The organism is Brevibacterium sanguinis, assembly GCF_003315415.1.
Taxonomy (GTDB): Bacteria; Actinomycetota; Actinomycetes; order Actinomycetales; family Brevibacteriaceae; genus Brevibacterium; species Brevibacterium celere_A.
Genome location: NZ_QNSB01000007.1, coordinates 1 through 25,611 on the forward strand (window position 1 = coordinate 1; position 25,611 = coordinate 25,611).

Sequence of the window (25,611 nt, forward strand, 5' to 3'; positions counted from 1 at the left end):
CCCCACTTCCCTCCACCCGGTCCCTCCACTTCGCTCCCCACTTCCCTCCACCCGGTCCCTCCACTTCGCTCCCCACTTCCCTCCCCGGGACTGCCGATCCCCGGGATCTCGCGGCTCGGCATGCCCGCGCACGCCCGACGAACCCCTGTCGACACCGCCCTCACGACCCTTCTGCCACCCCCTCGCGCCCCACTCCGGGACGCGCCCAGTCGAATTTCTTCCACTTTCCTCCACCGTTCTCACCTGGAGTTTTATCGTCCAATGGCGCTTCGTCGGGGAAAGTACTGGATTGGGTGGAGGAAAGTGGAGTAGTGTGGTTGCCATCGGAGCCGATTGGGTTTCGAAAGGGGTGAGACGACATGTTCTTGGGCACTCATATGCAGAAGCTCGATGACAAGGGTCGCCTCATCCTGCCCGCGAAGTTCCGCGACGAGCTCTCGCCCGGACTCGTGCTGACCCGAGGTCAGGAGAACTGTCTCACCCTGTTCCCGACCAAGGAGTTCGAGGCCGAGCATGAGCGGATCCAGAACGCGCCGAAGACGAACAAGGAAGCCCGCGACTACCAGCGTGTCTTCCTGTCGGCGGCATTCGCGGACCAGCCGGACAAACAGGGACGGATCACCGTTCCCCACATATTGCGGCAGTACGCATCACTCGATCGGGAGGTCGCGGTCATCGGCATGGGAAACCGGGTCGAGATCTGGGACGCCCCGACCTGGGAGGAGTACCTCGTCGGCGCTCAGCAGGCATTCGCCGAGCGGGAGAACGAGGTGATCCCAGGAGTGATCTGACACTGCTCGGGCTTGATCCTTGCCCGCCGTCGCCGACGTTTCGGGGCACTTCCCCGGTTCCGAAGCACGGCAGTCCTGACGCACTTCCCCGGTGGCAGGGCAGCGGCGGACAAGGTTCTGGCTCCAGCAGTGACCAGCCGAAGGACACCAGCCCGCGGACAGCAGCACTCAGCCGAGAAGACGGTCGACGACTCACGAAGGACACCCCCTATGGACTCCCAACACGTGCCCGTGCTCCTGACCCGAGTGGTCGAGCTCATCGGGGTCGGGGTCCGGGCCGCCCGGGAGGCGGGCATCACCCCGGTCGTCGTCGACGGGACCCTGGGCATGGGCGGGCACGCCGAGGCGGTGCTCACGGAGTACCCCGACGTCCACCTCATCGGCATCGACCGCGACCGGCAGGCCATCGACATCGCCTCCCGGCGCCTCGAGCGCTTCTCCGCGCGCACCGACATCGTCCACGCCGTCGACGACGAGCTCCCCGAGATCCTCGACGACCTCGGCATCGAGGCGATCAGCGCGATCCTCCTCGACCTCGGCGTCTCCTCCCTCCAGCTCGACGAGGACGAGCGCGGATTCTCCTACTCGCGTCCCGCGCCGCTGGACATGCGGATGGACCAGTCCCAGTCGCTGACCGCCGCCGAGGTGCTCGCCACCTACCCCGAATCCGAGCTGCGCCGCATCCTCCGGGAGTACGGCGAGGAGAAGATGGCCGGGCGGATCGCGAAGATCATCGTCACCGACCGGGAGCACACACCCTGGCAGACCTCTCAGCAGCTGGCCGCGATGCTCTCCCGGGTGCTGCCCGAGACGAAGAAGCGCTCGCACCCGGCCAAGCGGACGTTCCAGGCCCTGCGCATCGAGGTCAACAACGAGCTCGGGGTGCTGCGCACCGCGCTGCCGGAGGCGCTGCGCGCCCTCCACATCGGGGGAGTGGCCGTCGTCGAGTCCTACCAGTCCCTCGAGGACACCATCGTCAAGAAGGTGTTCCGGGCGGGCACCACGAGTCAGGCCCCGCCCGAGATGCCCGTCGTCCCCGAGTCCCTCCAACCCTGGCTCGCCGAGATCGTCCGCGGATCCGAACTCGCCGATGCCGACGAGGCCGAACGCAATCCGCGAGCCAAGAGCGTGCGCCTGCGCGCAGTCCAGAAGATCAGGGAGGCACGATCGTGAGGAACGCCCACGCGGCAGCAGTGACCGACACCGCCTGGCCGAGCTCCGCGGAGCTCGGCTCCAGGGTCCAGCGCCCGCGCCTGAAGCTCATGACCTTCGAGCTGCCCAGGGCGCGGGTGCCGTTCTCCATGCTGTGCGTGGGGATCCTCGTCGCCGGCCTCGTCGCCGTGCTCCTGCTCAACATCTTCATCTCCCACACCTCCTACGAGATCGACCGGCTGACCTCGCAGAAGGACGCTCTGGTCGAACAGAAGGACCGCCTCGTCGAGGACAATTCCTACCGCGAGAGCCCGCAGAACATCGCGATCGCCGCCGAGGAGCTCGGCCTCGTGCGCGACTCCTCGCCCGAGTTCCTCGACGCGCGGACCGGGAAGGTCATCGACGCCCCGCCGATCGACGTCAGCGGTGAGAAGAAGCCCACAGTCGTGCCCGGACCGCGCGCCGATACCCGCGAAGACCTCCGACCCAACCTACGCTCGGATGAGAGGCTTCCCGTGGTCGGAGGCACCCCGAGCAAGGACATCTCGGCCCCGGCCCAGAAGACCCCCAGATAGGCAGCACGAGCGACGACCACCCACCGGTTCGCCGTTCGCCGCACCGGAAGGACCGAGGACAGCGCAATGGGCACAGGAGCGAAGGCCAAGGGGCGGCGGACGCCCAACCCCCGCCTGCGCATGGCGATCATCGCCGTCGTCTCGATCATCGTCCTGCTCATCACCTCGGCGCGGCTGATCTCGATCCAGGGCATGGACTCGATGAAGCTCGCGGAGAAGGCGCTGTCGAACCGCCTCGTCACCCGCACCCTGCCGGCCTCCCGGGGGCAGATCGTCGCCGCCGACGGCACCGTGCTCGCCGACAGCGTCTCCCGTTACCAGCTCGTCGTCGATCAGCAGAACGTCGCCCAGTACGAGGTCGACGGTGAGCTCCTCGGCGCATGGGGAGCCGCCGAGGCGCTGGCCGGCCCCCTCGACACGGACCCGGGACTGCTCTACCCGAAGCTCGTCGGCGACAAGCGGTGGAATCCCGTCGCCAAGGGACTGACCTCGGAGACCTGGAGCGCCGTCAAGGAGCTCGGCATCCTCGGCATCAGCGCCGAGGAGTACGCGGTCCGCTCCTATCCGGCCGGTGGGGTCGCCGGCAACCTCGTAGGCTTCCTCAGCTCCGACGGCCAGCCCCAGGCCGGACTCGAACTCGCCTACGACGACCAGCTGCGCGGGCGTGACGGCCAGCAGCAGTACGAGCGCGGCGCGCGCGGGGAGATCATCCCGCTCGGCGACAACAACATCCGGGCCGCCGTCGACGGACAGGGGATCAAGACGACCATCGACCCCGACATCCAGTACTACGCGCAGCAGGCGATCGAGGAGCAGCGGAAGAAGCACAAGGCCGAATCCGCCTCGATCGTCATCAAGCACATCCCCACCGGCAAGATCCTCACGGCCGCCGACGCCCCCAGCGTCGACCCCAACTCCCCGGGAAAGGTCGGCGGACTCGACCGCGGCTCCCGCATCTTCACCGACGTGTTCGAACCCGGATCGACGGCGAAGATGGTCACCGCCGCGGCGCTCCTCGACCAGGGTCTCGTCACCCCGGAGCAGGAGTTCACCGTCCCCTACAAGTGGAAGGCGCCCAACGACGAGGAGTTCCGCGACTCCCACGAGCACCCGGACCAGAAGCTCACCTTCGCCGGGATCATGGCCGAGTCCTCGAACACCGGCACGATCCTCGCCGGCGACCAGCTCACCGAGGAGCAGCGCTACGAGTACCTCAAGCGCTTCGGCTTCGGGTCGAAGTCGGGGATCGGCTTCCCCGCCGAGACCGCCGGCATCCTCCACCCCTACCAGGACTGGGACGGGCGGACGAAGTACACCGTGATGTTCGGCCAGGGCATCGCCGCGAACGCGATCCAGACGACCGACGTCATCGCGACGATCGCCAACGGCGGGGTGCACGTGCCCTCGAGCCTCGTCTCCGACACGGTCACCGCGAGCGGGCAGGAGATCCCGGTGCCGAGCGGAGAGTCCAAGCGCGTCGTCAGCGAGAAGGCCGCGGAGCAGACGCTCGACATCCTCGAGGGCGTCGTCGCCGAGGGCACCGGCAAGTCCGCGGCGGTCTCCGGATACCGGGTGGCGGGCAAGACCGGAACCTCCCAGGCGCCCGCCGCCGAGGGCGGCGGCTACGACGGCTACACCGCCTCGTTCGTCGGCGTCATCCCGGCCGAGGACCCCCAGCTGGCGATCTCCGTGACTTTGCAGCGGCCGCGAGACGGCTATTACGGTGGTACTGCCGCAGCCCCCGTCTTCTCCGATGTGGCAGGGTTCGCGATGCGCCATCTGCGGATCCCTCCGTCGACGACCGAGCCCCAGCTACCCGCCCGAGAATGGAAATGATGCGTCTCTCACAGCTGCTGCCGGCGGCCCCCGGCACCCTCCACGGCGACCCCGAGCGAGAGGTCGTCGGAGTCTCCCACGACTCGCGCACCGTCACCGCGGGACAGCTCTACGCGGCACTGCCCGGAGCCAACGTCCACGGGGCGACGTTCGCCCCCGCGGTGCTCGCCCAGGGCGTGCGCGCGATCCTCACCGATGGTCGCGGGTGGGAGATCATCACGGCCGGGGTCCCGGCCGACCTCCTCGCCGAGGTGACCGGCCTCGTCGTCGACTCCCCGCGGTCCGTGCTCGGCGCCGTCTCCGCCGCCGTCTACGGCACCACGGGGACGCCGGAGCTGCTCGGGGTGACCGGAACCAACGGGAAGACGACGACGACCTACCTCATGGCCGGGATGCTCGCGGCCCTCGGAAGGCGCACCGGGGTCATCGGAACCGTGGCGACCCTCATCGACGGCGTGGCCGTGCCCAGCGTGCGCACCACCCCCGAGGCGCCCGAGCTCCACGCGCTGCTGAAGAGGATGCGCGAGGCGCGGCTCGACTGCTGCGTCATGGAGGTGTCCTCCCACGCCCTGGTCCAGCACCGCGTCGACGGGGCCCGGTTCGCCGTCGCCGGCTTCACGAACCTGTCCCAGGACCACCTCGACTTCCACCATTCGATGGACGAGTACTTCGCGGCCAAGGCCCAGCTGCTCACGCCCGAGCACTCCCGCTGTGCGGTCGTCGTCGTCGAGGACGAGTGGGGCGAGCGGATGGCCGCGGCGGCGACGGTGCCGGTGCGCACGCTCGGCCGCGATGGGCGCAGCGAGCTGCGGATCGAGCACACCCCCGGCGAGTCGGACTTCGTCCTCGTCGCCGGCAACGCCAGGCTCGAGCTGCGCTCCCCGCTGCCCGGCGACTTCAACGTCACCAACACGGCGCTGGCCGCGAGCATGCTGCTCGAGGCCGGGATCGACGCGAGCGAGCTCGGCGCGATCGGCCGCACGTTCACCGCCTCAGTGCCCGGGAGGATGGAGGTCATCGACGCCTCGGCCCCCCGGGCAGCCGACACCTCGGCCCCGCGTCGGGGCGACGCCGCAGGGCGGCCGACGGCCGAGGCCGCAGGGCCGCGCGCGATCGTCGACTACTCCCACACACCCGACGCCATCGAGAAGGCGCTGGGATCCCTCGACGCCGACAGCGCCGAGCTCGTCATCGTCTTCGGCGCCGGCGGCGACCGGGACCCCGGCAAACGGCACGGAATGGGCCGCGCTGCGGCCCGCGGCGCCGACGTGATCGTTCTCACCGACGACAATCCCCGCACCGAGGACCCGGCCGCGATCCGGGCCGCGATCCGGGAGGGCATCGACGCCGAGATCGCGGCGGGACGCGCCCGGGTGCGCCGGGTGCTCGAAGTGCCCGATCGCGGCGCGGCCATTGACCAGGCGATCGCCTCGGCGGGGGCGGATTCCACCATCCTCATCGCGGGAAAGGGCCACGAGACCGGACAGGACTCCGGCGGGGTCGTCACCGATTTCGACGACCGCGAACGGACACGCTCAGCTCTCCGGGCACGACTTGAGGGCGCGGAAACGGGTAAAGTGCACAGTTGATATGAAGCGACTGACTGCAGCCGACATCGCAACCGCCGTCTCCGGCGAGTTGTACGGCGTTGACCCCGAGACCCCATTGTCCGCAGGCGTGGTGACCGACTCCAGAGAGGTCGGGCCCGGCGATGTCTACATCGCCCGCCGAGGTGAGAACTTCGACGGCATCGAGTTCGCCGCCGCCGCCGTCGAGGCCGGAGCCGCGCTCATCATCGGGGAGTCCGTCCCGACCGTCGGCGAGGTGACCCTGCCCACCGTGGTCGTGCCCGACGCCACCGAGGCGCTGGGTCTGCTCGCCAAGCACAGCATCGAGGCGCTGCGCGCCGATCCCGAGACCGACATCACGGTCATCGCGATCACCGGCTCCGTCGGCAAGACCACCGTCAAGGATCTCACCGCCGACCTGCTCGCCGGCGAGGCCGAGACCGTGTGGCCGCCGAACTCCTACAACAACGAGGTGGGCGTCCCGCTGACCGCCCTGCGCGCCGACGAGTCGACCCGCTTCCTCGTCCTCGAGATGGGCGCGCGCTCGATCGGCAACCTCGCCTACCTGACGAGCCTCGTGCGGCCCGACATCGCCGTCGAGCTCGCCGTGGGCACCGCCCACTCCGGAGTCTTCGGCTCGATCGACAACACCGCGCGGGCGAAGGCCGAGCTCGTCGAGTCCCTGACCGCGGGCTCCGTCGCGGTCCTCAACGCCGATGACGCCCGGGTCGCGGCGATGCGCGACGTGCTCGGCCCCGACGTGTCGACGCTGTGGTTCTCCCAGCGCGAGACCCTGCCCGAATGGGTCGGACCCGACGACGCGGTGGTCCGGGCGCGCGACATCACGACCGACGTCTCCGGCAACGCCGAGTTCACGCTGCACCTGCCGGGGGAGGAGCCGCAGTCCGTGCGCCTGGCCCTCGTCGGCGAGCACCACGTCGGCAACGCCCTGGCCGCGGCCGCCGTCGCCCACTCCTGCGGAGTGGGAGTGAAGTCGATCGTCACGACGCTCGCGACCTCCTCGGCGGCGAGCCGGTGGCGGATGGAGCTCATCGACTCCCCATCGGGGGTGACGGTGCTCAACGACGCCTACAACGCCAACCCGGACTCGATGCGCGCCTCCCTGAAGACCCTGGCCTCGATGGGTCGCGGGGACGAGGAGAACCGGCCCCGCCGGACCTTCGCCGTGCTCGGGGAGATGCTCGAGCTCGGCGAGGACTCCGTGAGCGCCCACGCCGACATCGGCGAGCTCGTCGTCCGCCTCAACATCACCCGCACGATCGTCGTCGGCGAGGGCGCGAAGCCCATCTACAACGCCGCCAACCTCGAGGGCTCCTGGGGCAACGAGGCGACCTGGGTGCCCACCGCCGCCGAGGCGAAGGAGCTGCTCCTGGCCGAACTCGCCCCCGGCGACATCGTCCTGTTCAAGTCCTCGCGCGATGCCGGACTGCGCTACCTCGGCGATGAGATCGCCGGCGTCTCGGGGGCCCAATGATCGCCGTCCTGCTCGCCGCCTGCCTGAGCCTGTTCCTCACCCTGCTCGGCACGCCGCTGTTCATCCGCTTCCTCGTCAAGCAGGGCTACGGCCAGTTCGTCCGCGACGACGGCCCGACCTCGCACGCGACCAAGCGCGGCACCCCGACGATGGGCGGTGTCGTCATCATCGGCGCCGCCGTCATCGCCTACCTGCTCGGCCACCTCTTCACCGGATCCGTCCCCACCGCCTCGGGGCTGCTCGTCCTGTGGCTCGCGGCCGGGCTCGCGGTCGTCGGCTTCCTCGACGACTTCATCAAGATCAAGAAGCAGCGCTCACTCGGCCTGCGGCCGATCCCCAAGCTCATCGGCCAGGGCTTCGTCGGGATCTCCTTCGCCGTCCTCGCCCTGCAGTTCCCCAACTCGTTCGGGGAGACGCCGGCGTCGACGAAGATCTCCTTCATCCGCGACACGAACCTCGACCTCGCGTTCGGCTCGGCGCTGCTCGGGCTCATCCTGTTCATCATCTGGGCGAACCTCATCGTCACCGCCGTCTCCAACGCCGTCAACCTCACCGACGGCCTCGACGGCCTCGCGGCCGGCGCCTCGGCGGTCGTCTTCGCGGCCTACGTCGTCATCGGCACGTGGCAGTCGACGCAGAACTGCAACCTCATGTCCGAGGCGACGAACGCGTGCTACTACATGCGCGACCCCCGCGACCTCGCGATGGTCGCGGCGGCGATGGCCGCGGCCTGCTTCGGGTTCCTGTGGTGGAACACGTCACCGGCGAAGATCTTCATGGGCGACACCGGATCGCTCGCGATCGGCGGGGCCATCGCCGGACTGGCGATCATGTCGCGGACCGAGCTGCTCCTCATCGTCCTCGGCGGGCTCTTCGTCATCATCACCCTGTCCGTCATCATCCAGGTCGCCTCCTACAAGCTCACCCGCAGGCGCGTGTTCAGGATGGCGCCTCTCCAGCACCACTTCGAGCTCAAGGGCTGGGCGGAGGTGACGATCGTCGTGCGGTTCTGGATCATCGCCGCGCTCTTCGTCATCGCCGGCATCTGCCTCTTCTACGCCGAATGGGTGTCCCGGATTGACTGACACCCCCGCGCACGAGACGACCGCACCCGGCGGCCTGGCCGCGGCATACCCGAACGCCGCGGCGATCCCCGCCGCGCTCGAGGGGCCCAGCTCGTCGCTGAGCGGACTGCGCATCCTCGTCACCGGCCTCGGCGTGACCGGGTTCCCCGCCGCCGTGCACCTGGCCGAGCGGGGTGCGCAGGTCGTCGTCATCGACGGCGACGCGACCGCCGACGTCAGCGAGAAGGCCCGGATCCTCGAGGTCTTCGACGTCGACATCCGCCGCGGCCCCGAGCACGTGGCCGCCCTGCCGGACGGACCGCTCGACCTCGTCGTCACCTCCCCGGGCTGGCGCCCCGACCAGCCGGTGCTCGCCGCCGCGATCGCCGCCGGCATCCCCGTCATCGGAGAGGTCGAGCTGGCCTGGCGGATCCGGGGCACCAACGACGCCAGATGGCTCGCGATCACCGGCACGAACGGCAAGACGACGACCACGACAATGCTCGAGTCGATGCTGCTCGCCGCGGGACTGAAGGCGAGGGCGTGCGGCAACATCGGCACGCCCCTGCTCGAGGCCGTCCTCGAGCCCGGACTCGAGGTGCTCGCCATCGAGCTCTCGAGCTTCCAGCTGCACTGGCAGTTCTCGATGAGCGCCGACTCAGCCGCCGTCCTCAACATCGCCCCCGACCACCTCGACTGGCACGGATCCGCCGCGGCCTACGCCGCCGACAAGGCCCGCATCTACCACCAGGTGCGCACCGCCTGCGTCTACAGCGTCGCCGACCCCGCGACCCGGAGGATGGTCGAGGACGCCGACGTCGTCGCTGGAGCGCGGGCGATCGGCGTGACCACCGGCATCCCCGGACCCGGCGAGCTCGGGGTCGTCGACGACCTCCTCGTCGACCGGGCCTTCATCCCGCAGCGCTACTCCTCGGCCGCGGAGCTCGCCGCCCTCTCCGACGTCGCGACCGCCACCGGCGCCGCCGGATCCGCCCCCGCGCCGCACCAGGTGGCCAACGCCCTGGCCGCGGCCGCACTCGCCCGCAGCATCGGCGTTCCCGGTCAGGCCATCGCGCGGGGACTGGCCGCCCACTCCCAGGGGGCGCACCGGCTGGTCACGGTCGCCGAGGCGGACGGCGTCCGCTGGGTCGACGACTCGAAGGCGACGAACACGCACGCGGCCGCCGCGGCACTGGGCAGCTTCGACTCGATCGTGTGGATCGCCGGGGGACTGCCGAAGGGCGCCGACCTCACCCCGCTCGTGGCCGAGAACGCGCACCGACTGCGCGCCCTCGTGCTCATCGGCACCGACGACGCCCCGTTCCGGCAGGCACTCACCGAGGCGGCCGGCGACGTTCCGCTCATCAGGATCGATCCGGAGCTCGCCGACGAGACCGAGGACCCGCCGCGGCGCGGGGCGGCGATCATCCGGGCCGCCGTCGCAGCCGCCGGAGAGGCGGCCCGCGCCGGCGACGTCGTGCTGCTCGCCCCGGCAGCGGCGAGCATGGACCAGTTCCGCGACTACACCACCCGCGGTGACCTCTTCGCCGAAGCCGTCCACGCCCGCCTGAGGAGCTGAGATGGGACGGCAGACCACCGCGAAGGCACCCCGCCGACCGGCCGCGTCGAAGCCCACCCCGGCGCGCGGAGCACGCACGCAGGCCTCCGGGCGCCGCACGACCCATCGGCCCGGGCAGGAACCCGGAGGAGCGGCCGCCGCAGGACCCCAGGGAGCGGCTGCCGCGGAGCCCGAGGACCCCGCGGCGACGAGCCCGGGTGCGACGGGCCGGGCGTCAGCGGGACGCGGGTCGAAGAAGACCCGAGCGAAGGCCGCACGAGGAACGAAGTCACGAGCGACGACCGCGGGAGCGGCGTCCACGGGGCGGAGTGCGACGACCGCGGCCGGAACGGGACGACGGCCGGCGCTGCCGTCCCTGCGCGACGGGCTCATCGCGATCGGCCGGGAGTTCCGCCGCGTCTCGGCCTACCCGCTGACGACGTACTACCTCGTCCTCGTCTCCGTCCTCGCGCTCACCGCGCTGGGACTGGTCATGGTGCTCTCCGCGTCCTCGATCACGTCCTACGACGGCGGTGAGGGCTCCTCCTTCGCCTACTTCAACAAGCAGGCGGGCTTCGCCGCGATCGGCATCGTCCTCATGCTCGTCGCCGCCGGCCTCCCGGTGCACCTGTGGAAGCGGCTCGCCTGGCCGGCGCTCGTCCTCGGCCTGTTCATGCAGGCCGCGGTCTTCCTCCCCGGGATCGGGAAGTCGACGAACGGCAACGCCAACTGGATCCAGCTCGGCGGGTTCCAGCTCCAGCCCTCCGAGTTCCTCAAGATCGCCCTGGCCGTCTGGCTCGGGTTCGTCCTCGCCGGGAAGTTCGGGAAGATGAAGACCTTCGGCCACGCCATGATCCCCGTCGTCCCGGGGATCGCCCTGGCCGTCGGCCTCGTCATCGCCGGCAACGACCTCGGCACCGCCGTCGTGCTCATGGCCATGGCGATGGTCTGCCTGTTCATCGGCGCCTTCCCCTGGCGGCACTTCCTGCTCCTGTTCGCCGGACTGGCCGCGGTCGCCGCGTTCTACGTCCTCAGCTCCGCCAACCGCCTGCAGCGCATCGAGGCGATGCTCACCGGACACGCCGACCAGACCGCGGCCGACATCACCGGGCAGGCCTGGCAGTCCAACCACGGACTGTTCTCCCTGGCCTCCGGCGGCTGGCTGGGCGTCGGCCTGGGCGCGAGCCGTGAGAAGTGGTCCTGGCTGCCCGAGGCCCACAACGACTTCATCTTCGCCATCATCGGCGAGGAGCTCGGACTCCTCGGCACCCTCGTCGTCGTCCTCGTCTTCGCGACGCTCGCCTTCGGCCTGATCCGGGTGATCATGCGCTCGACCGACCTGTTCGTCCAGGTCGCCACGGCGGGGCTCTTCGCCTGGCTGATCGGCCAGGCCGCCATCAACATCGGGGTCGTCACCGGGCTCCTGCCCGTCATCGGCCTCCCGCTGCCGTTCGTGTCCTACGGCGGCTCCTCGATCATCGCCTCGCTCCTGGCCGTCGGGGTGATCCTGTCCTTCGCCCGCACCGAGGAGGGCGCCGCGGCGGCGATCGCGGCCCACCGCGCCCGCGTGCGCTCCTCGTTCGCGGTCCTCGCCCGGCGCCGGACGCCGGCACCGCAACCGAAAGAAGTGAGATGAGCTTGAGTATTCTGCTGGCCGGCGGCGGCACCACCGGCCATATCTCGCCCCTGCTCGCCATCGGGCGCGAGCTGCGGGCCCGGCACCCGGAGGCCGAGATCATCGCCCTGGGCACACCCGACGGACTCGAGACCGACCTCGTGCCGCGGGCCGGCTTCGAGCTGCTGACGATCGACAAGGTGCCCATGCCCCGGTCGCTGGGGCCCGCGACCCTGCGGTTCCCGCAGCGCTTCGCCGCCAACGTCTCCGCGGTGCGCTCGATCATCGCCGAGCGCGAGGTCTCCGCGGTCGTCGGGGTCGGCGGCTACGTCTGCCCCCCGGCGTTCCTCGCCGCCCGCGCCGCGAAGCTGCCGCTGATCATCCACGAGGCCAACGCCAAACCGGGGATGGCCAACCGCCTCGGCGCCCGCCTCACCCGGCCCGGGCGGGTCGGGGTGACGTTCCCCGGCACGAAGCTGCCCGGCGCCCGCCTCGTCGGGATGCCGATGCCCACGGAGATCACCACCCTCGACCGCAGCGACGCCGAGGTCCGCCGCGCCCACCGGGACGCCCTGGGACTGCGCCACGACGCGCCCGTCCTCGCCGTCACCGGCGGCTCGTCGGGAGCGCAGCGGATCAACGACGCGTTCGAGTCCGCCGCCGCCCGCTGCCAGGAGGCCGGCGTCCAGGTCCTCCACATCACCGGCAGGGGCAAGGGCGAGACGCTGCGGGCCGCGACCGCGAGCCTGCCCGACTACCATGTCGTCGACTACGTCGACGGCATGCACCGCGTCTACGCCGCAGCCGACCTCCTCGTCGCCCGGTCCGGGGCGGCGACGGTCGCGGAGACGACGGTGGCCGGAGTGCCCGCCGTCTACGTGCCGCTGGCGATCGGCAACGGGGAGCAGCGGCTCAACGCCGCCGGCAGCGCCCGCGCCGGAGCCTCGAGGATCGTCGACAACGCCGAATTCACCGCGACCGTGGTGACCGATCTCGTCCTGCCCCTCGTCGGGGACTCCGACCGCCTCGAGGCGATGAGCTCCGCCGCCCTCGACCTGCACTATCCCACCGACGCCGCCGCCGCCATGGCCGGAATCGTCGAATCAGCGCTGAAGAGGTTGACATGACCGACACGACCATCGTCCCGGCCATCGAGCTGGGAGCCGTCCACTTCATCGGCATCGGCGGCGCCGGCATGTCCGGCATCGCACGGATCATGGTGATGAACGGGATCCGGGTCTCGGGCTCCGACGCCAAGGACTCCGCGGTCGTCGAGGTCCTGCGCACCCTCGGCGCGACGGTCCACATCGGCCACGCGGCGGACAACCTCGGCGACGCCGACACCCTCGTCGTCTCCTCGGCGATCCGGAAGGACAACCCCGAACTCGTCGAGGCGCAGCGCCGGGGACTGCGGATCCTCCACCGGTCCGGGGCGCTGGCCTCCCTGATGATCGGCCGCCGGACGGTCGCCGTGGCCGGCACCCACGGGAAGACGACGACGACGTCGATGACGACGGTGGCGCTGCAGGCGTGCGAGCTCGACCCGTCGTTCGTCATCGGGGGAGTGCTCTCGACCACCGGCACCAACGCCCACCTGGGCACCGGGGACGTCTTCGTCGCCGAGGCCGACGAATCGGACGGCTCGTTCCTCCTCTACGAACCGACGATCGGGATCCTCACGAACGTCGAGGCCGACCACCTCGACCACTACGGCACCGCCGAGGCCGTGACCGAGGCGTTCGACGAGTTCTGCGCCGGGATCGGACGCCGAGGCGGGACGGTCATCGCCTGCGCCGACGACCCGGGATCGGCAGCCGTCGCCCTGCGCGCGCGGGAGCAGGGCACCGCGGTCCTGCTCTACGGGCTCTCGGAGTCGGCGGACCTGCGCCTGACCGGACTCGAGTCGCGCCTCGGCGTCGACTTCGTCCTCGAGATCCCCGGTCGGGAGCAGGGGCTGCCCGTGAGCCTGCGCCAGCCCGGCACCCACAACGCGCTCAACGCGAGCGCCGCGATCGCCGTCGCCCACGCCCTCGACGCCGATGTCGAGGCCGCCGCTCGCGGACTCGCCGAGTACGGCGGCACCCGCCGGCGCTTCGAGGAGAAGGGCATGGCCGCCGGCGTGCGCGTCATCGACGACTACGCCCACCACCCCACCGAGGTCACGGCGGTGCTGTCGGCCGCACGCGGGGTCGTCACCGAGTCCGGGCGCGTGTGGGCGATCTTCCAGCCCCACCTCTACTCCCGGACCATGGAGTTCCGAGCCGAGTTCGGACAGGCCCTGGGACTGGCCGACGAGGTCGTCGTCCTCGACATCTTCCCCGCCCGGGAGGACCCCGTCCCCGGGATCACCGGGGCGATCGTCGCCGAGACGGTCCCGCACGAGCACGTCACCTACCTCGAGTCCTTCGCCGAGGCGGTGCCCTTCGTCGCCCAGCGCGTCCGCCCCGGCGACCTGGTCCTCACCGTCGGCGCCGGCGACGTGACGATCCTCGGACCGGAGCTGCTCGCCGCCCTGGAGAACTGAGACCGTGCCGCTCGAGGCTCCGATCCCCGGCGAGAACTCCACCGCCGACCTCTCCGCCGTCATCCGCGACCGGCGCCGCCGGACATGGACCCGGCGGCTCATCGGCGCAGGGGCGGTGGCCGCCGTGCTCGCCCTCGCCGCGGTCGCCTGGTTCTCACCCGTGCTGCGGCTCGAGGCGGTCGCCGTCGGCGGCAGCCGGCTCGTCTCCGCGGACGCCGTCGAGCGGTTCGTCCTCTCCCGGCACGGCCAGACCCCGCTTCCGCAGGTGCGTCCGGGCACCGTCGAGGCCGAGGTCCTCGACCGCTTCCCCCGGGCCCGGGAGGCCTCGGTGACCTACGGGGGAGCCCGCAGCCTGCGCATCGAGATCACCGACCGCACGCCCGTGCTCGCGATCGCCGCCGACGGCGGCTACTCCCTGTTCGACCCCGACGCCGTGCACCTGGGCACCGTGGACAAGGCCCCCGAGGGGCTCACCGTGCTCGAGGACGCGAAGGGTCCGCCGGACAGGGAGACGGTCGCGGCGGTGATCCGATTCATGGCCGAGCTCAGCCCCGGGCTGCGCGCGCACCTGCGCACGATCTCGGCCGTCGACGCCGCGAACCTCCAGGGCACGATCGAGATCGGGGAGGCGAAGGCGAACGTCGTCTTCGGCGACAGCAACGGGGCGAGCCTGAAGATGGAGACCGCCGTGCAGCTGGCCGAGGCCGGGCGCACCGCGATCGACGTCTCCGTCCCCTCGGTGCCCGTGACGAACTGAGTCACCGAGGGCCCGGACGACGGGAGGGCCCGATCCGGGCGGCGCCGCCGGCCATCGCGGGCCCGACTCCCAGGGGCCACTCGCGATATCGGCGACCATTGCCGCCGACACACCGAGGCCGGAGTTTGGTCGATGTCCGACACTCCGGGGAGAATGGTTGCAGTGGTGTTGCCCTGGACAATAGCGTCAAGGCAAAGAAGACTTCGAACTGGCATGCTGAAGCAGCGTGTGTGATGCGCCGAAAGAGGAACCGACTTGGCTGAATTCCCACAATCCGGAGCGGATATCAAGGTCGCCGGTACAGGCGGCGGTGGTGTCAACGCTGTTCAGAGAATGATCGACGTCGGTCTGCGCGGCGTGGAGTTCATCGCGATCAACACCGACGCGCAGGCACTCGTCCTCTCCGACGCCGACGTCAAGCTCGAGATCGGCCGTGAGCAGACCCGCGGGCTCGGCGCAGGTGCCGACCCGGAGATCGGGCGCAAGGCCGCCGAGGCGAGCGAGGACGCGATCCGCGACGCTCTCGAGGGCGCGGACATGGTCTTCGTCACCGCGGGAGAGGGCGGAGGCACCGGCACCGGCGCCGCCCCCGTCGTCGCCCGGGTCGCCCGTTCGCTCGGCGCCCTGACGATCGGCGTCGTCACCCGTCCCTTCACGTTCGAGGGGCGCCGTCGCTCCGCTCAGGCCGAGGCCGGCATCGCCGCCCTGCGCGAAGAGGTCGACACCCTCATCGTCATCCCCAACGACCGGCTGCTGTCGATCTCCGATCGCAGCGTGTCCGTCGTCGATGCGTTCCGGTCCGCCGACGAGGTCCTGCGCTCCGGCGTCCAGGGCATCACCGACCTCATCTCGGTGCCCGGGCTCATCAACCTCGACTTCGCCGACGTCAAGTCGGTGATGCAGGACGCCGGCACCGCGCTCATGGGCATCGGTGCGGCCACCGGCGACGACCGGGCGGTCCAGGCGGCCGAGTCCGCGATCGCCTCGCCGCTGCTCGAGGCGAGTATCGACGGCGCCCACGGCGTGCTCTTCTGCATCCAGGGCGGAGCCGACCTCGGGCTCTTCGAGGTCAACGAGGCCGCGCGCCTCGTGCAGGAGGCCGCCCACCCCGAGGCGAACATCATCTTCGGCGCCGTCATCGACGACAACATCGGCGACGAATGCCGGGTCACCGTCATCGCCGCCGGGTTCGACAACACCGTGCCCGGTCAGGAGTCCGCGGGAGCCGAGGCGGCGCCCGCCGCGATCCCGGCCGCCGCGGCCGAGCCGGAGCCGGTCCCGGCCACGGTGCCCGACGCCCCCTCCCGGGAGGCCGAGCACCGCGCCGACGACATCCCGACGTCGCTGCCGAGCGAGCGCAGCTCCTCGAGCCTCGACAACGACCTCGACATCCCCGACTTCCTCAAATAGCATGCTGTACTCGCGATTCGTCGTCCCGGGCCGGGTGAGCGCGCACATCGCGTTCACCGACCGTCATGGCGGCTACTCGAGCGGGGACTTCTCCTCGTTCAACCTCGCCGGTCATGTCGGCGACGACGAGTCGATGGTCGGGGCCAACCGCGCGGCACTCGCCCAGGTCCTCGGGCTGAGCGCGGAGCGGCTGAGCTTCGTGTCGCAGGTCCACGGCACCGGCGTCCACGTGGTCGGCGCCGCCGAGCACCTGCGCGCCTCGGCGGTCGAGGCCGATGCCCAGGTCACCACCCTGACCGGGGTGGGGCTGGCGATCATGGTCGCCGACTGCACCCCGATCCTGCTCGCCGACACCGAGGCGGGTGTCATCGGCGCCGTCCACGCCGGACGTCCGGGACTCGCCGCCGGGGTCGTGCCCGCCGCGCTCGCTCAGATGCGCCGAGCCGGGGCCGGAGACATCCGCGCCGTCATCGGGCCCTCCGTGTGCCCCCGCTGCTACGAGGTGCCGGCCGAGCTGCGCGACGAGGTCGCCGCGATCGAACCCGTCGCCGCCTCGGTGTCGGTGAGCGGGACCCCGGCGATCGACGTCGCCGGCGCGGTCGCCGAGCAGCTGAGCCGGGAGGGCGTGGGCATCGAGCACTTCTCCCGCACGTGCACGCGGGAATCCGACGACCTGTTCTCCTACCGCCGGCAGCAGCGGACGGGACGGTTCGCCGGGGTCGTCTGGCTGCAGGGATAAAACCTTCGCGACACACCAGCGAGGCTTGGTCGCCGCGGCTGCGCAGTGCGATAGTTTGGGCGGCAGGCGAGGTACGCACAGATCTGCCGAGGAGCATGAGAATGTCAGCAATCAAGAAAACACTCGAATACCTGGGATTCGTCGAGGAGGACGAGGCCCCTGTGGAGCGTCGCGACCGCGAGGTCGTCGAGCGGTCCGTCGATGAGACCCCGGAACCGGAGCCGGTCAAGGACCAGGCGCCCGCCCCGGTGACCCCGATCCATCCGACACCGATCCGTCCAGTTGACACTCCGGCTCCAGGAATCCCGATGAATCGCATCAAGACCATCCACCCCCGCAGCTACAACGACGCCATGGTCATCGGTTCGGCCTTCCGGGACGGGACTCCCGTGATCATGAACCTCTCCGAGATGGACGAGTCGAACTCGAAGCGCCTCGTCGACTTCTCCGCCGGACTCATCTTCGGCCTCCACGGATCGATCGAGCGGGTGACGAACAAGGTCTTCCTCCTCACCCCGGAGAACATCGAGGTCTCAGGGGAGAGCGAAGCCGACCCGGACACCCAGGCGAGCTTCTTCAACCAGAGCTGAGGGCTCGACCCGAGCCGAGGGACCGCTGGCGCAATCTCCACGTTCCCTTGGAGGTTCTCCCAGCCGCAGCGTATACGCTGGGAGTCGACCGATCCGTGATCAACGAAAGGCACTAGCGACTCGTGGCCATCATCTTCTACATCCTGGGCACGGCACTCAGCCTTTACGTCTACGTCCTCCTCGCCCGCGTCGTCCTCGACCTCGTGCAGGTGTTCTCCCGGGACTGGCGTCCGAAGGGGTTCTTCCTCGTTCTCGCCGAACTCGTCTACACCCTCACCGACCCCCCGCTCAAGGTCCTGCGGAAGGTGATCCCGCCGCTGCGGATGGGCCAGGTCTCCCTGGATCTCGGCTTCATCGTGCTCCTCATCGGCATCCAGATCGTCGCATCCTTCCTCTTCGGCCTCTCGCGCTCGACCCTCTGAGCCCGCAGACTTCACGCGAATTCACGCAAAGAGCGGCGTGGCACGGCATTTCCGCACGACAAACGGGTTGGTGTTACGCTATTGTGACGTTGAAGCCGCCTGCGATGGGCGGCCACGTTGAATGAATGCAGATCGACCAAAGGTGACCTCATGGCGCTCACGCCTGAAGACGTAGTAAACAAGCGGTTCCAGCATGTGAAGTTCCGCGACGGGTACGACCAGGATGAAGTCGACGATTTCCTCGACGAGGTTGTCGTCGAGCTCCGTCGCCTCTACCAGGAGAACGACGAACTGCGTCAGAAGCTCTCTGCGGCAGAGCAGCGGGTCAAGGAGCTCGAGTCCGGATCGGGCGCGAGCCCCGCCGCGCCGGCCGAGGACATCGACGCCACCCAGGCGATGCCTGCAGCCGTTCCGGCGCCCGCGCAGCCCAAGGAGGACAAGGCTCCGCCCGCTCCCGCCCCCGAGGCGCCCGCGGCTCCCGTGGTCAAGGAAGCGGCTCCCGCTCCGCAGTCGCCTGCCCCGAGCCAGTCCGCTCCCGCCGCTCCGTCGCCGACTCCCGCCGGTGCCGCCGCGGTCACCGCCGGGTCGGACGCCGATGCCCACGGCCTCATCGCCCTGGCCCAGCGCGTGCACGACGAGCACGTCGCCGAAGGTGAGCGCAAGCGCGACGAGCTCATCAAGAGCGCCGAGAAGGAAGCCCAGGACATCGTCGGCAAGGCCGAGCGCAAGCGCGACGAGACCCTGTCGTCCCTCGAGTCGCAGAAGTCGACCCTCGAGCGTGCGATCGACCAGCTCTCGAACTTCGAGCGCCAGTACCGCACCCGCCTCAAGAGCTACCTCAACGATCAGCTGCGCGAACTCGAGAACTCCACGAGCCTGGCTCCGGAGACCCTCGACGGCAGCTCGTTCGGCTCCTCGAGCAACAAGCTCTGAGCAGCGACGGTCACCGCACAAGGTCCGGGCACGGCGTGCCCGGACCTTGTCGCCTGCCCGGACACTGCGTTGACTAGAATGGACCAGATGAGATCCCAGCCCCGCGAGGCTCAATCCACACGCGGACGGATGCGGCGCACCCTGTTCGCGATCGCAGCGGCGGTCCTCGTCGTCGACCAGCTGACGAAGCTGCTCGCGGTGCGGTTCCTCGAAGGCCGGGAGGCGATCCCGGTCCTCGGATCGCTGGCGGGCTTCGACTTCTACCGCAATCCCGGGGCCGCCCTGGGGATGGGTGCGGGGATCACGTGGGTCTTCCCGCTCATCGCGATCGCGGTCTTCGGAGCCATCCTCGTCCTGTCCCGGAAGCTCGGCTCCCGCACGTGGGCGGTCGGCCTCGGCCTGCTGCTCGGAGGGCTCTTCGGCAACCTCGTCGACCGCCTGTTCCGCCAGCCCGGCTTCCTCCACGGCGCGGTCGTCGACTTCATCGACCTCTCCCTCTTCATCTGCAATGTCGCGGACATCGCGATCACCGCGGCGGCCGTGACCCTCGTGGTGGCGAGCCTGAGGGGGATCGACCTCGACGGATCGCGCACCGGGTCGAGCGACCACACGAGCAGGGAGGACACCCATGACTGAACGCTCCATCCTCATCCCCGAGGGCCTCGAGGGCCAGCGGATCGACTCCGCACTGAGCAAGCTGCTCGGACTCTCGCGCACCGCCGCCGCGGAGATCTGCGCGGACGGGGGAGTCCAGCTGGCCGGCCGCGTCGTCGGCAAGTCCGACCGCGTCACCGCCGGGGAGAGACTCGACGTCGTCATGCCCGAACCCAAGCGCCCGCTCGAGGTCGTCCCCGATCCGGTGCCGGGGATGCGGATCGTCCACGACGACGAGTCCTTCGTCGTCGTCGACAAGCCCGTCGGGGTCGCCGCCCACCCCGCACTGGGCTGGACCGGACCGACCGTCGTCGGCGGACTCGCCGCGGCCGGGTACGGGATCGCGACCTCCGGGGCGCCCGAACGGCAGGGCGTCGTCCAGCGACTCGACGTCGGCACCTCCGGCCTGATGGTCGTCGCGAAGAGCGAGTTCGCCTACAGCGTGCTCAAGCGCGCCTTCAAGGAGCGGACCGTCGAGAAGACCTACCACGCGGTCGTCCAGGGACTGCCCGACCCCGTGCTCGGCACGATCGAGGCGCCCATCGCCCGCCATCCCCGCCATGACGGTCTCTACGCGGTCCACAGCGAGGGCAAGCACGCCGTGACCCACTACGAGGTCATCGAAGCCCACCGGCGCGCCTCACTGCTCGAGATCCACCTGGAGACGGGTCGCACTCACCAGATCCGCGTGCACTTCTCCGCCCTGCGCCATCCCTGCGCCGGCGACCTGCCCTACGGCGCCGACCCGGTGCTGGCCAAGCACCTGGGGCTCGAGCGGCAGTGGCTCCACGCCGTCAAGCTCGGCTTCAGCCACCCCGAGTCCGGGGACTGGGTCGAGTTCACCAGCGAGTACCCGCAGGATCTGCAGACGGCGCTCGATCGCCTCCGCGCCTCCTGAGAGTCAGCCCGCTCGAACGCCCGGAAACGACCTCGGGAGCACCTCGGCGAGGTCTGAACGGCTCGGTGCCGATGGTCTAAGGTGGTTGCGGAACACCGTGCTCTAGGAAGGCTGACAGTGCCGAACGACGACTTCGTCCATCTCCACGTCCACACCGAGTACTCCATGCTGGACGGGGCGGCCCGCCTCGGCGATCTCATGGCCGCGACGAAGGCCTCGGGGATGTCGGCCATCGCGACGACCGACCACGGGTACCTGTTCGGGGCGTTCGACTTCTGGTCGCAGGCGACGAACGCGGGGCTCAAGCCGATCATCGGCGTCGAGGCCTACATCACCCCGGGCACCGACCGGCAGGACAAGTCGCGCGTGAAATGGCGCACGGACGAGTCGCAGAAGCGCGACGACATCTCCGGCGGCGGCCTCTACACCCACATGACGCTGCTGTCGAAGAACAACACCGGCATGCGCAACCTGTTCAAGGCCTCCTCGCAGGCGTCCCTCGACTCCGTCACGGCCAAGTGGCCGCGCATCGACGAGGACCTGCTCCAGACGTACTCGGAGGGGCTCATCGCCACCACCGGCTGCCCCTCGGGGGAGATCCAGACCCGCCTGCGGCTGGGTCAGTACGAGGAGGCGAAGGCCGCTGCCGGCAAGTACCGGGACATCTTCGGGGCGGAGAACTACTTCTGCGAGCTCATGGACCACGGTCTGTCCATCGAGAAGCGGGTGACGAAGGACCTGCTCCGGCTGGCCAAGGAGATGAACATCCCGCTGGTCGCCACCAACGACCTCCACTACACCCACGAATCCGACGCGAAGGCCCATGAGGCGCTGCTGGCGATCCAGTCCGGCTCGAAGCTCATCGAGCCCACCTACGACCAGGGCGGATCCCGCTTCGCATTCTCCGGCTCCGGCTACTACCTCAAGTCCCCGGCGGAGATGCGGGCCCTGTTCTCCGAGCTCCCCGAGGCCTGCGACAACACCCTGACGATCGCGGAGATGTGCGAGGTGTCGTTCGACACCTCGGCGAACTACATGCCGAAGTACCCGTGCCCACCCGGTGAGGACGAGACCTCCTGGCTGGTCAAGGAGGTCCAGAAGGGGCTCGAGTACCGGTACCCCAACGGGATCCCCGACGCCGTGCGCAAGCAGGCCGACTACGAGCTCGACATCATCATCTCGATGGGCTTCCCCGGCTACTTCCTCGTCGTCGCCGACTTCATCAACTGGTCGAAGGACAACGGCATCCGGGTCGGACCGGGACGTGGATCCGGAGCCGGCTCGATGGTCGCCTACGCGATGCGCATCACCGACCTCGACCCGCTCCAGCACGGGCTGTTCTTCGAGCGCTTCCTCAACCCGGACCGCGTGTCCATGCCCGACTTCGACGTCGACTTCGATGATCGCCGCCGCGGCGAGGTCATCGAGTACGTGACGAAGAAGTACGGCGACGAGCGCGTCGCGATGATCGTCACCTACGGCACGATCAAGACCAAGCAGGCGCTCAAGGACTCCGCCCGCGTGCTCGGCAAGCCCTTCTCCCTCGGCGAGCGGCTGACCAAGGCCCTGCCGCCGGCGGAGATGGCCAAGGACATCCCGCTGGCCGACATCGAGAACCCGGAGGCGAAGCGCTACAACGAGGCCGGTGAGTTCCGGGAGCTCGTCGCCACCGACCCGGAGGCCAGGGAGACCTTCGAGACGGCGAAGGGCCTCGAGGGGCTCAAGCGCCAATGGGGCGTGCACGCGGCCGGCGTCATCATGTCCTCGGACCCGATCATCGACGTCATCCCGATCATGAAGCGGTTCCAGGACGGGCAGATCATCACCCAGTTCGACTACCCGACGTCCGAGGGCCTGGGCCTCATCAAGATGGACTTCCTCGGGCTGCGCAACCTCACGATCATCTCCGACGCGGTCGAGAACATCCGGGCCAACCGGAACTTCGAGCTCGACCTCGAGCACCTCGAACTCGACGACCCCGGCGCGTACGAGCTGCTCGCCCGCGGCGACACCCTCGGCGTGTTCCAGCTCGACGGCGGCGGGCTGCGCGCCCTGCTGCGGCTGATGAAGCCCGACAACTTCGAGGACATCTCGGCGACCCTGGCCCTCTACCGTCCGGGGCCGATGGGCGCCGACTCCCACACGAACTACGCGCTGCGCAAGAACGGCCTCCAGGAGGTCACCCCGATCCACCCGGAGCTCGAGGAGCCGCTCAAGGAGATCCTCGACACCACCTACGGGCTCATCATCTACCAGGAGCAGGTGATGGCGATCGCGCAGAAGGTCGCCGGCTACTCCCTCGGTCAGGCCGACATCCTCCGCCGCGCGATGGGCAAGAAGAAGAAGTCCGAGCTCGACAAGCAGCAGGTCGGCTTCTTCGGCGGGATGAAGGAGCGCGGCTACTCCGAGGCGGCGGCCCAGGCGCTGTGGGACATCCTGCTCCCGTTCTCCGACTACGCGTTCAACAAGGCCCACTCCGCCGCCTACGGGGTCGTCTCCTACTGGACGGCGTACCTCAAGGCGCACTACACCGCGGAGTACATGGCGGCCCTGCTCACCTCGGTGGGCGACAACAAGGACAAGCTGGCGATCTACCTCAACGAGTGCCGCCGGCTGGGCATCACGGTGCTCCCGCCCGACGTCAACGACTCCGCCCTGCACTTCACCCCGGTCGGGGAGAACATCCGCTTCGGCATGGGCGCGGTCCGCAACGTCGGCTCGAACGTCGTCGACGGCATCGTCGAGGCCCGGGCGGAGAAGGGCGCCTACACCTCCTTCACCGACTTCCTCGACAAGGTGCCCAGCCATGTGTGCAACAAGCGCACGATCGAGTCCCTCATCAAGGCGGGCGCCTTCGATTCGCTCGGGCAGACCCGCCGGTCGCTCGTCGAGGTCCACGAAGAGGCCGTCGACTCCGTCATCGGGGTCAAGCGGCAGGAGGCCAACGGGCAGTTCGACCTGTTCGCCGGCCTCGGCGGTGCCGACGACGCCCCGAGCTTCTCCGTCGCGATCCCCGACCGCCCCGAGTGGGAGAAGAAGGAGAAGCTTGCGTTCGAGCGCGACATGATCGGCCTCTACGTCTCCGACCACCCGCTCAACGGGCTCGAGGGCGTCCTGGCCGCGGAGTCCGACGCCTCGATCGCCGAGGTCGTCGACCCCGAGTCCCACCGCCCCGACGGCTCCCAGGTCAAGGTCTGCGGGATGATCACCCAGGTGACGCGGAAGGTGTCGAAGAACTCCGGCAAGCCCTACGCGATCGTCACCCTCGAGGACCTCGACGCCGAGGTGGAGGTGATGTTCTTCGGCGACACCTACGAGCCCGTGGCGAGCCTGCTCGCGACCGACCTCGTCATCTCGCTGACGGGTCGGATCCGCCACTCCGACGATCGGCCGACCTCGCTCATGGCGATGTCGATGACGATCCCCGACGTCACCGACCCCAAGGACCGGCCGCTCAACCTCATGATGCCGATGGAGAAGGCCACCGAGGAGATGGCCGTCAAGCTGCGCCGGATCCTCGAGGCGAACAAGGGCCAGACGGACGTCCACCTCGTGCTCACCCAACCGGGACGCCAGACCGTCATGCGCCTCGACCGCTCGATCCGGGTCGATCCGAATCCGAGCCTCTACGGCGACCTCAAGGCGCTGCTCGGATCCCGCTGCTTCAGCGCCTGAGGTGCGGCGGGCGCTGGCGGCGCACGGGGTCCGAGAGACTAGACTGTCTCGGGTGAACATTCTGGACTTCCGCGGTGAGAACCTGAGCAAGAGATACCTCAAGCAGCGCCTGCCCCGGGCCGCTGAGACCCACGCCGATGTCGGGCGTCGGGTCGCCGATCTCCTCGCCGAGATCAGGACGGGCGGCAGCGCGGCGGTGAAGCGATTCACCGCACGGTTCGACGGCGTCGAACCGGAGAGCCTGCGCGTGCCGACCGCGGCCCTCGAGCAGGCGGAGGCGGCCCTCGACCCGGAGATCCGCGCGGCGCTCGTCGAGTCCATCGCCCGCGCCGAGGCGGTCGCCGCCGACCAGCGTCCCGCCGACGTCACGACCGAGCTGTCGGCGGGCGCGCGGGTGACGACCCGGTATCTGCCGATCGAGCGCGTCGGACTCTACGTCCCCGGCGGCCTCGCGGTCTACCCCTCGACCGTGGTGATGAACGTCGTCCCCGCCCTGGCCGCCGGAGCGCGGTCCCTGGCGATCGCGAGCCCACCGCAGAGCAGCGGGCTGCCGCATCCCGTCGTGCTCGCGACCGCCCACCTGCTCGGCGTCGACGAGGTGTGGGCGATGGGCGGGGCGCAGGCGATCGGCGCGCTGGCCTACGGATTCGACGACGACGAGGTCTGCGAACCCGTCGACCTCATCACCGGCCCCGGCAACGCCTACGTCGCGGCGGCGAAGTCCCTCGTCCGCTCGCACGTCGGCATCGACGCCGTGGCCGGACCCACCGAGATCATCATCCTCGCCGATGCCCAGGCCACGCCCGCCTACGTGGCGGCCGACCTCATCAGCCAGGCCGAGCACGATGAGCTCGCCGCCTCCGTGCTCGTCACCGACTCCACCGTCCTCGCCGAGGAGGTCGCGGCCGAGCTCGCGCGCCAGGTCCCCGTCGCCGCCCACTCCGAGAGGATCGCCGCGGCCCTCGACGGCACGCAGTCGGCCATCGTCCTCGTCGACGACATCGACGCCGGCATCGACGTCGTCAACGCCTACGCCGGGGAGCACGTGGAGATCCACACCGCCGATCCGCATGCCGTCGCCGCGCGGATCACCAACGGGGGTGCCGTCTTCGTCGGTGCCGACGCGCCCGTGTCCCTGGGCGACTACTGCGCGGGCTCCAACCACGTGCTGCCGACGATGGGCACCGCCGCGCACGGCTCGGGCCTCGGCGTCCATTCGTTCATCAAGGTCAGTCAGGTCATCGACTACGACCACGAGGCGCTCAAGGAGGTCGCGGACCACATCGCGGTCCTCTCGGCCAGCGAGCAGCTTCCCGCCCACGGCACCGCCGTCAGCATCCGGTTCGAGGAGTAGA

The 25,611-nt window shown here is 69.9% G+C and carries 21 protein-coding genes; all 21 read left to right on the forward strand.

What is annotated here, in order from left to right:
• Positions 1-359 precede the first annotated feature (359 nt).
• The 21 genes from mraZ to hisD all read left to right on the forward strand — a co-directional run bounded on the left by mraZ (position 360) and on the right by hisD (position 25,610).
• Positions 360-791, forward strand: a complete 432-nt coding sequence (mraZ, locus tag DFO65_RS11015; RefSeq protein WP_113904494.1) for a division/cell wall cluster transcriptional repressor MraZ — start codon at positions 360-362, stop codon at positions 789-791.
• A 210-nt stretch (positions 792-1,001) separates the two neighbouring features.
• Positions 1,002-1,964 carry a 16S rRNA (cytosine(1402)-N(4))-methyltransferase RsmH gene (rsmH, locus tag DFO65_RS11020; protein WP_113904495.1) on the forward strand — a complete coding sequence of 321 codons (963 nt, stop codon included), beginning with the start codon at positions 1,002-1,004 and terminating at the stop codon, positions 1,962-1,964.
• Entirely contained in the window at positions 1,961-2,518 is a 558-nt protein-coding gene (gene ftsL / locus DFO65_RS11025) for a cell division protein FtsL (RefSeq protein WP_245940644.1), read from the forward strand. Before rsmH ends, ftsL begins: the two co-directional genes overlap by 4 nt.
• A 66-nt stretch (positions 2,519-2,584) precedes the next feature.
• Positions 2,585-4,354, forward strand: coding sequence for a peptidoglycan D,D-transpeptidase FtsI family protein (locus DFO65_RS11030; RefSeq protein ID WP_113904496.1), 1,770 nt, complete (start codon positions 2,585-2,587; stop codon positions 4,352-4,354).
• A complete protein-coding gene (locus DFO65_RS11035) occupies positions 4,351-5,943 on the forward strand; it encodes a UDP-N-acetylmuramoyl-L-alanyl-D-glutamate--2,6-diaminopimelate ligase (protein WP_113904497.1) in 1,593 nt (530 codons plus the stop codon). Before DFO65_RS11030 ends, DFO65_RS11035 begins: the two co-directional genes overlap by 4 nt.
• A gap of 1 nt (position 5,944) precedes the next feature.
• A complete protein-coding gene (locus tag DFO65_RS11040; RefSeq protein ID WP_113904498.1) occupies positions 5,945-7,417 on the forward strand; it encodes a UDP-N-acetylmuramoyl-tripeptide--D-alanyl-D-alanine ligase in 1,473 nt (490 codons plus the stop codon).
• Positions 7,414-8,502 carry a phospho-N-acetylmuramoyl-pentapeptide-transferase gene (mraY, locus tag DFO65_RS11045; protein WP_113904499.1) on the forward strand — a complete coding sequence of 363 codons (1,089 nt, stop codon included), beginning with the start codon at positions 7,414-7,416 and terminating at the stop codon, positions 8,500-8,502. The genes DFO65_RS11040 and mraY overlap by 4 nt, the downstream gene beginning before the upstream one ends.
• Positions 8,495-10,060 carry a UDP-N-acetylmuramoyl-L-alanine--D-glutamate ligase gene (murD, locus tag DFO65_RS11050; RefSeq protein ID WP_113904500.1) on the forward strand — a complete coding sequence of 522 codons (1,566 nt, stop codon included), beginning with the start codon at positions 8,495-8,497 and terminating at the stop codon, positions 10,058-10,060. The genes mraY and murD overlap by 8 nt, the downstream gene beginning before the upstream one ends.
• Before the next feature lies 1 nt (position 10,061).
• Positions 10,062-11,675: a putative lipid II flippase FtsW gene (gene ftsW, locus DFO65_RS11055; RefSeq protein ID WP_113904501.1), complete on the forward strand. Its 1,614-nt coding sequence runs from the start codon at positions 10,062-10,064 to the stop codon at positions 11,673-11,675.
• Positions 11,672-12,781 carry a UDP-N-acetylglucosamine--N-acetylmuramyl-(pentapeptide) pyrophosphoryl-undecaprenol N-acetylglucosamine transferase gene (locus tag DFO65_RS11060; protein ID WP_113904502.1) on the forward strand — a complete coding sequence of 370 codons (1,110 nt, stop codon included), beginning with the start codon at positions 11,672-11,674 and terminating at the stop codon, positions 12,779-12,781. Before ftsW ends, DFO65_RS11060 begins: the two co-directional genes overlap by 4 nt.
• Positions 12,778-14,178, forward strand: coding sequence for a UDP-N-acetylmuramate--L-alanine ligase (gene murC, locus DFO65_RS11065; protein ID WP_113904503.1), 1,401 nt, complete (start codon positions 12,778-12,780; stop codon positions 14,176-14,178). The genes DFO65_RS11060 and murC overlap by 4 nt, the downstream gene beginning before the upstream one ends.
• A 4-nt stretch (positions 14,179-14,182) precedes the next feature.
• Entirely contained in the window at positions 14,183-14,935 is a 753-nt protein-coding gene (locus DFO65_RS11070; RefSeq protein WP_113904504.1) for a cell division protein FtsQ/DivIB, read from the forward strand.
• A 255-nt stretch (positions 14,936-15,190) separates the two neighbouring features.
• Positions 15,191-16,345 carry a cell division protein FtsZ gene (gene ftsZ / locus DFO65_RS11075; RefSeq protein ID WP_113904505.1) on the forward strand — a complete coding sequence of 385 codons (1,155 nt, stop codon included), beginning with the start codon at positions 15,191-15,193 and terminating at the stop codon, positions 16,343-16,345.
• 1 nt (position 16,346) lies between these two features.
• The gene (pgeF, locus tag DFO65_RS11080; protein ID WP_113904506.1) at positions 16,347-17,084 is read left to right on the forward strand and encodes a peptidoglycan editing factor PgeF; all 738 of its coding nucleotides are present in this window, start codon (positions 16,347-16,349) and stop codon (positions 17,082-17,084) included.
• A gap of 101 nt (positions 17,085-17,185) precedes the next feature.
• Entirely contained in the window at positions 17,186-17,674 is a 489-nt protein-coding gene (locus DFO65_RS11085) for a cell division protein SepF (RefSeq protein WP_113904507.1), read from the forward strand.
• A 122-nt stretch (positions 17,675-17,796) separates the two neighbouring features.
• The gene (locus DFO65_RS11090; RefSeq protein ID WP_113904508.1) at positions 17,797-18,096 is read left to right on the forward strand and encodes a YggT family protein; all 300 of its coding nucleotides are present in this window, start codon (positions 17,797-17,799) and stop codon (positions 18,094-18,096) included.
• A 150-nt stretch (positions 18,097-18,246) separates the two neighbouring features.
• Positions 18,247-19,029, forward strand: a complete 783-nt coding sequence (locus tag DFO65_RS11095) for a DivIVA domain-containing protein (RefSeq protein ID WP_113904509.1) — start codon at positions 18,247-18,249, stop codon at positions 19,027-19,029.
• An 87-nt stretch (positions 19,030-19,116) separates the two neighbouring features.
• Positions 19,117-19,665, forward strand: a complete 549-nt coding sequence (locus tag DFO65_RS11100; protein ID WP_113904660.1) for a signal peptidase II — start codon at positions 19,117-19,119, stop codon at positions 19,663-19,665.
• Positions 19,658-20,581 (forward strand): RluA family pseudouridine synthase, encoded by a 924-nt coding sequence (locus tag DFO65_RS11105; RefSeq protein WP_113904510.1) that lies wholly within the window; start codon positions 19,658-19,660, stop codon positions 20,579-20,581. Before DFO65_RS11100 ends, DFO65_RS11105 begins: the two co-directional genes overlap by 8 nt.
• Positions 20,582-20,746: 165 nt before the next feature.
• Positions 20,747-24,256, forward strand: a complete 3,510-nt coding sequence (gene dnaE, locus DFO65_RS11110) for a DNA polymerase III subunit alpha (RefSeq protein WP_245940675.1) — start codon at positions 20,747-20,749, stop codon at positions 24,254-24,256.
• A 52-nt stretch (positions 24,257-24,308) separates the two neighbouring features.
• A complete protein-coding gene (gene hisD, locus DFO65_RS11115) occupies positions 24,309-25,610 on the forward strand; it encodes a histidinol dehydrogenase (RefSeq protein ID WP_245940647.1) in 1,302 nt (433 codons plus the stop codon).
• Position 25,611 lies beyond the last annotated feature (1 nt).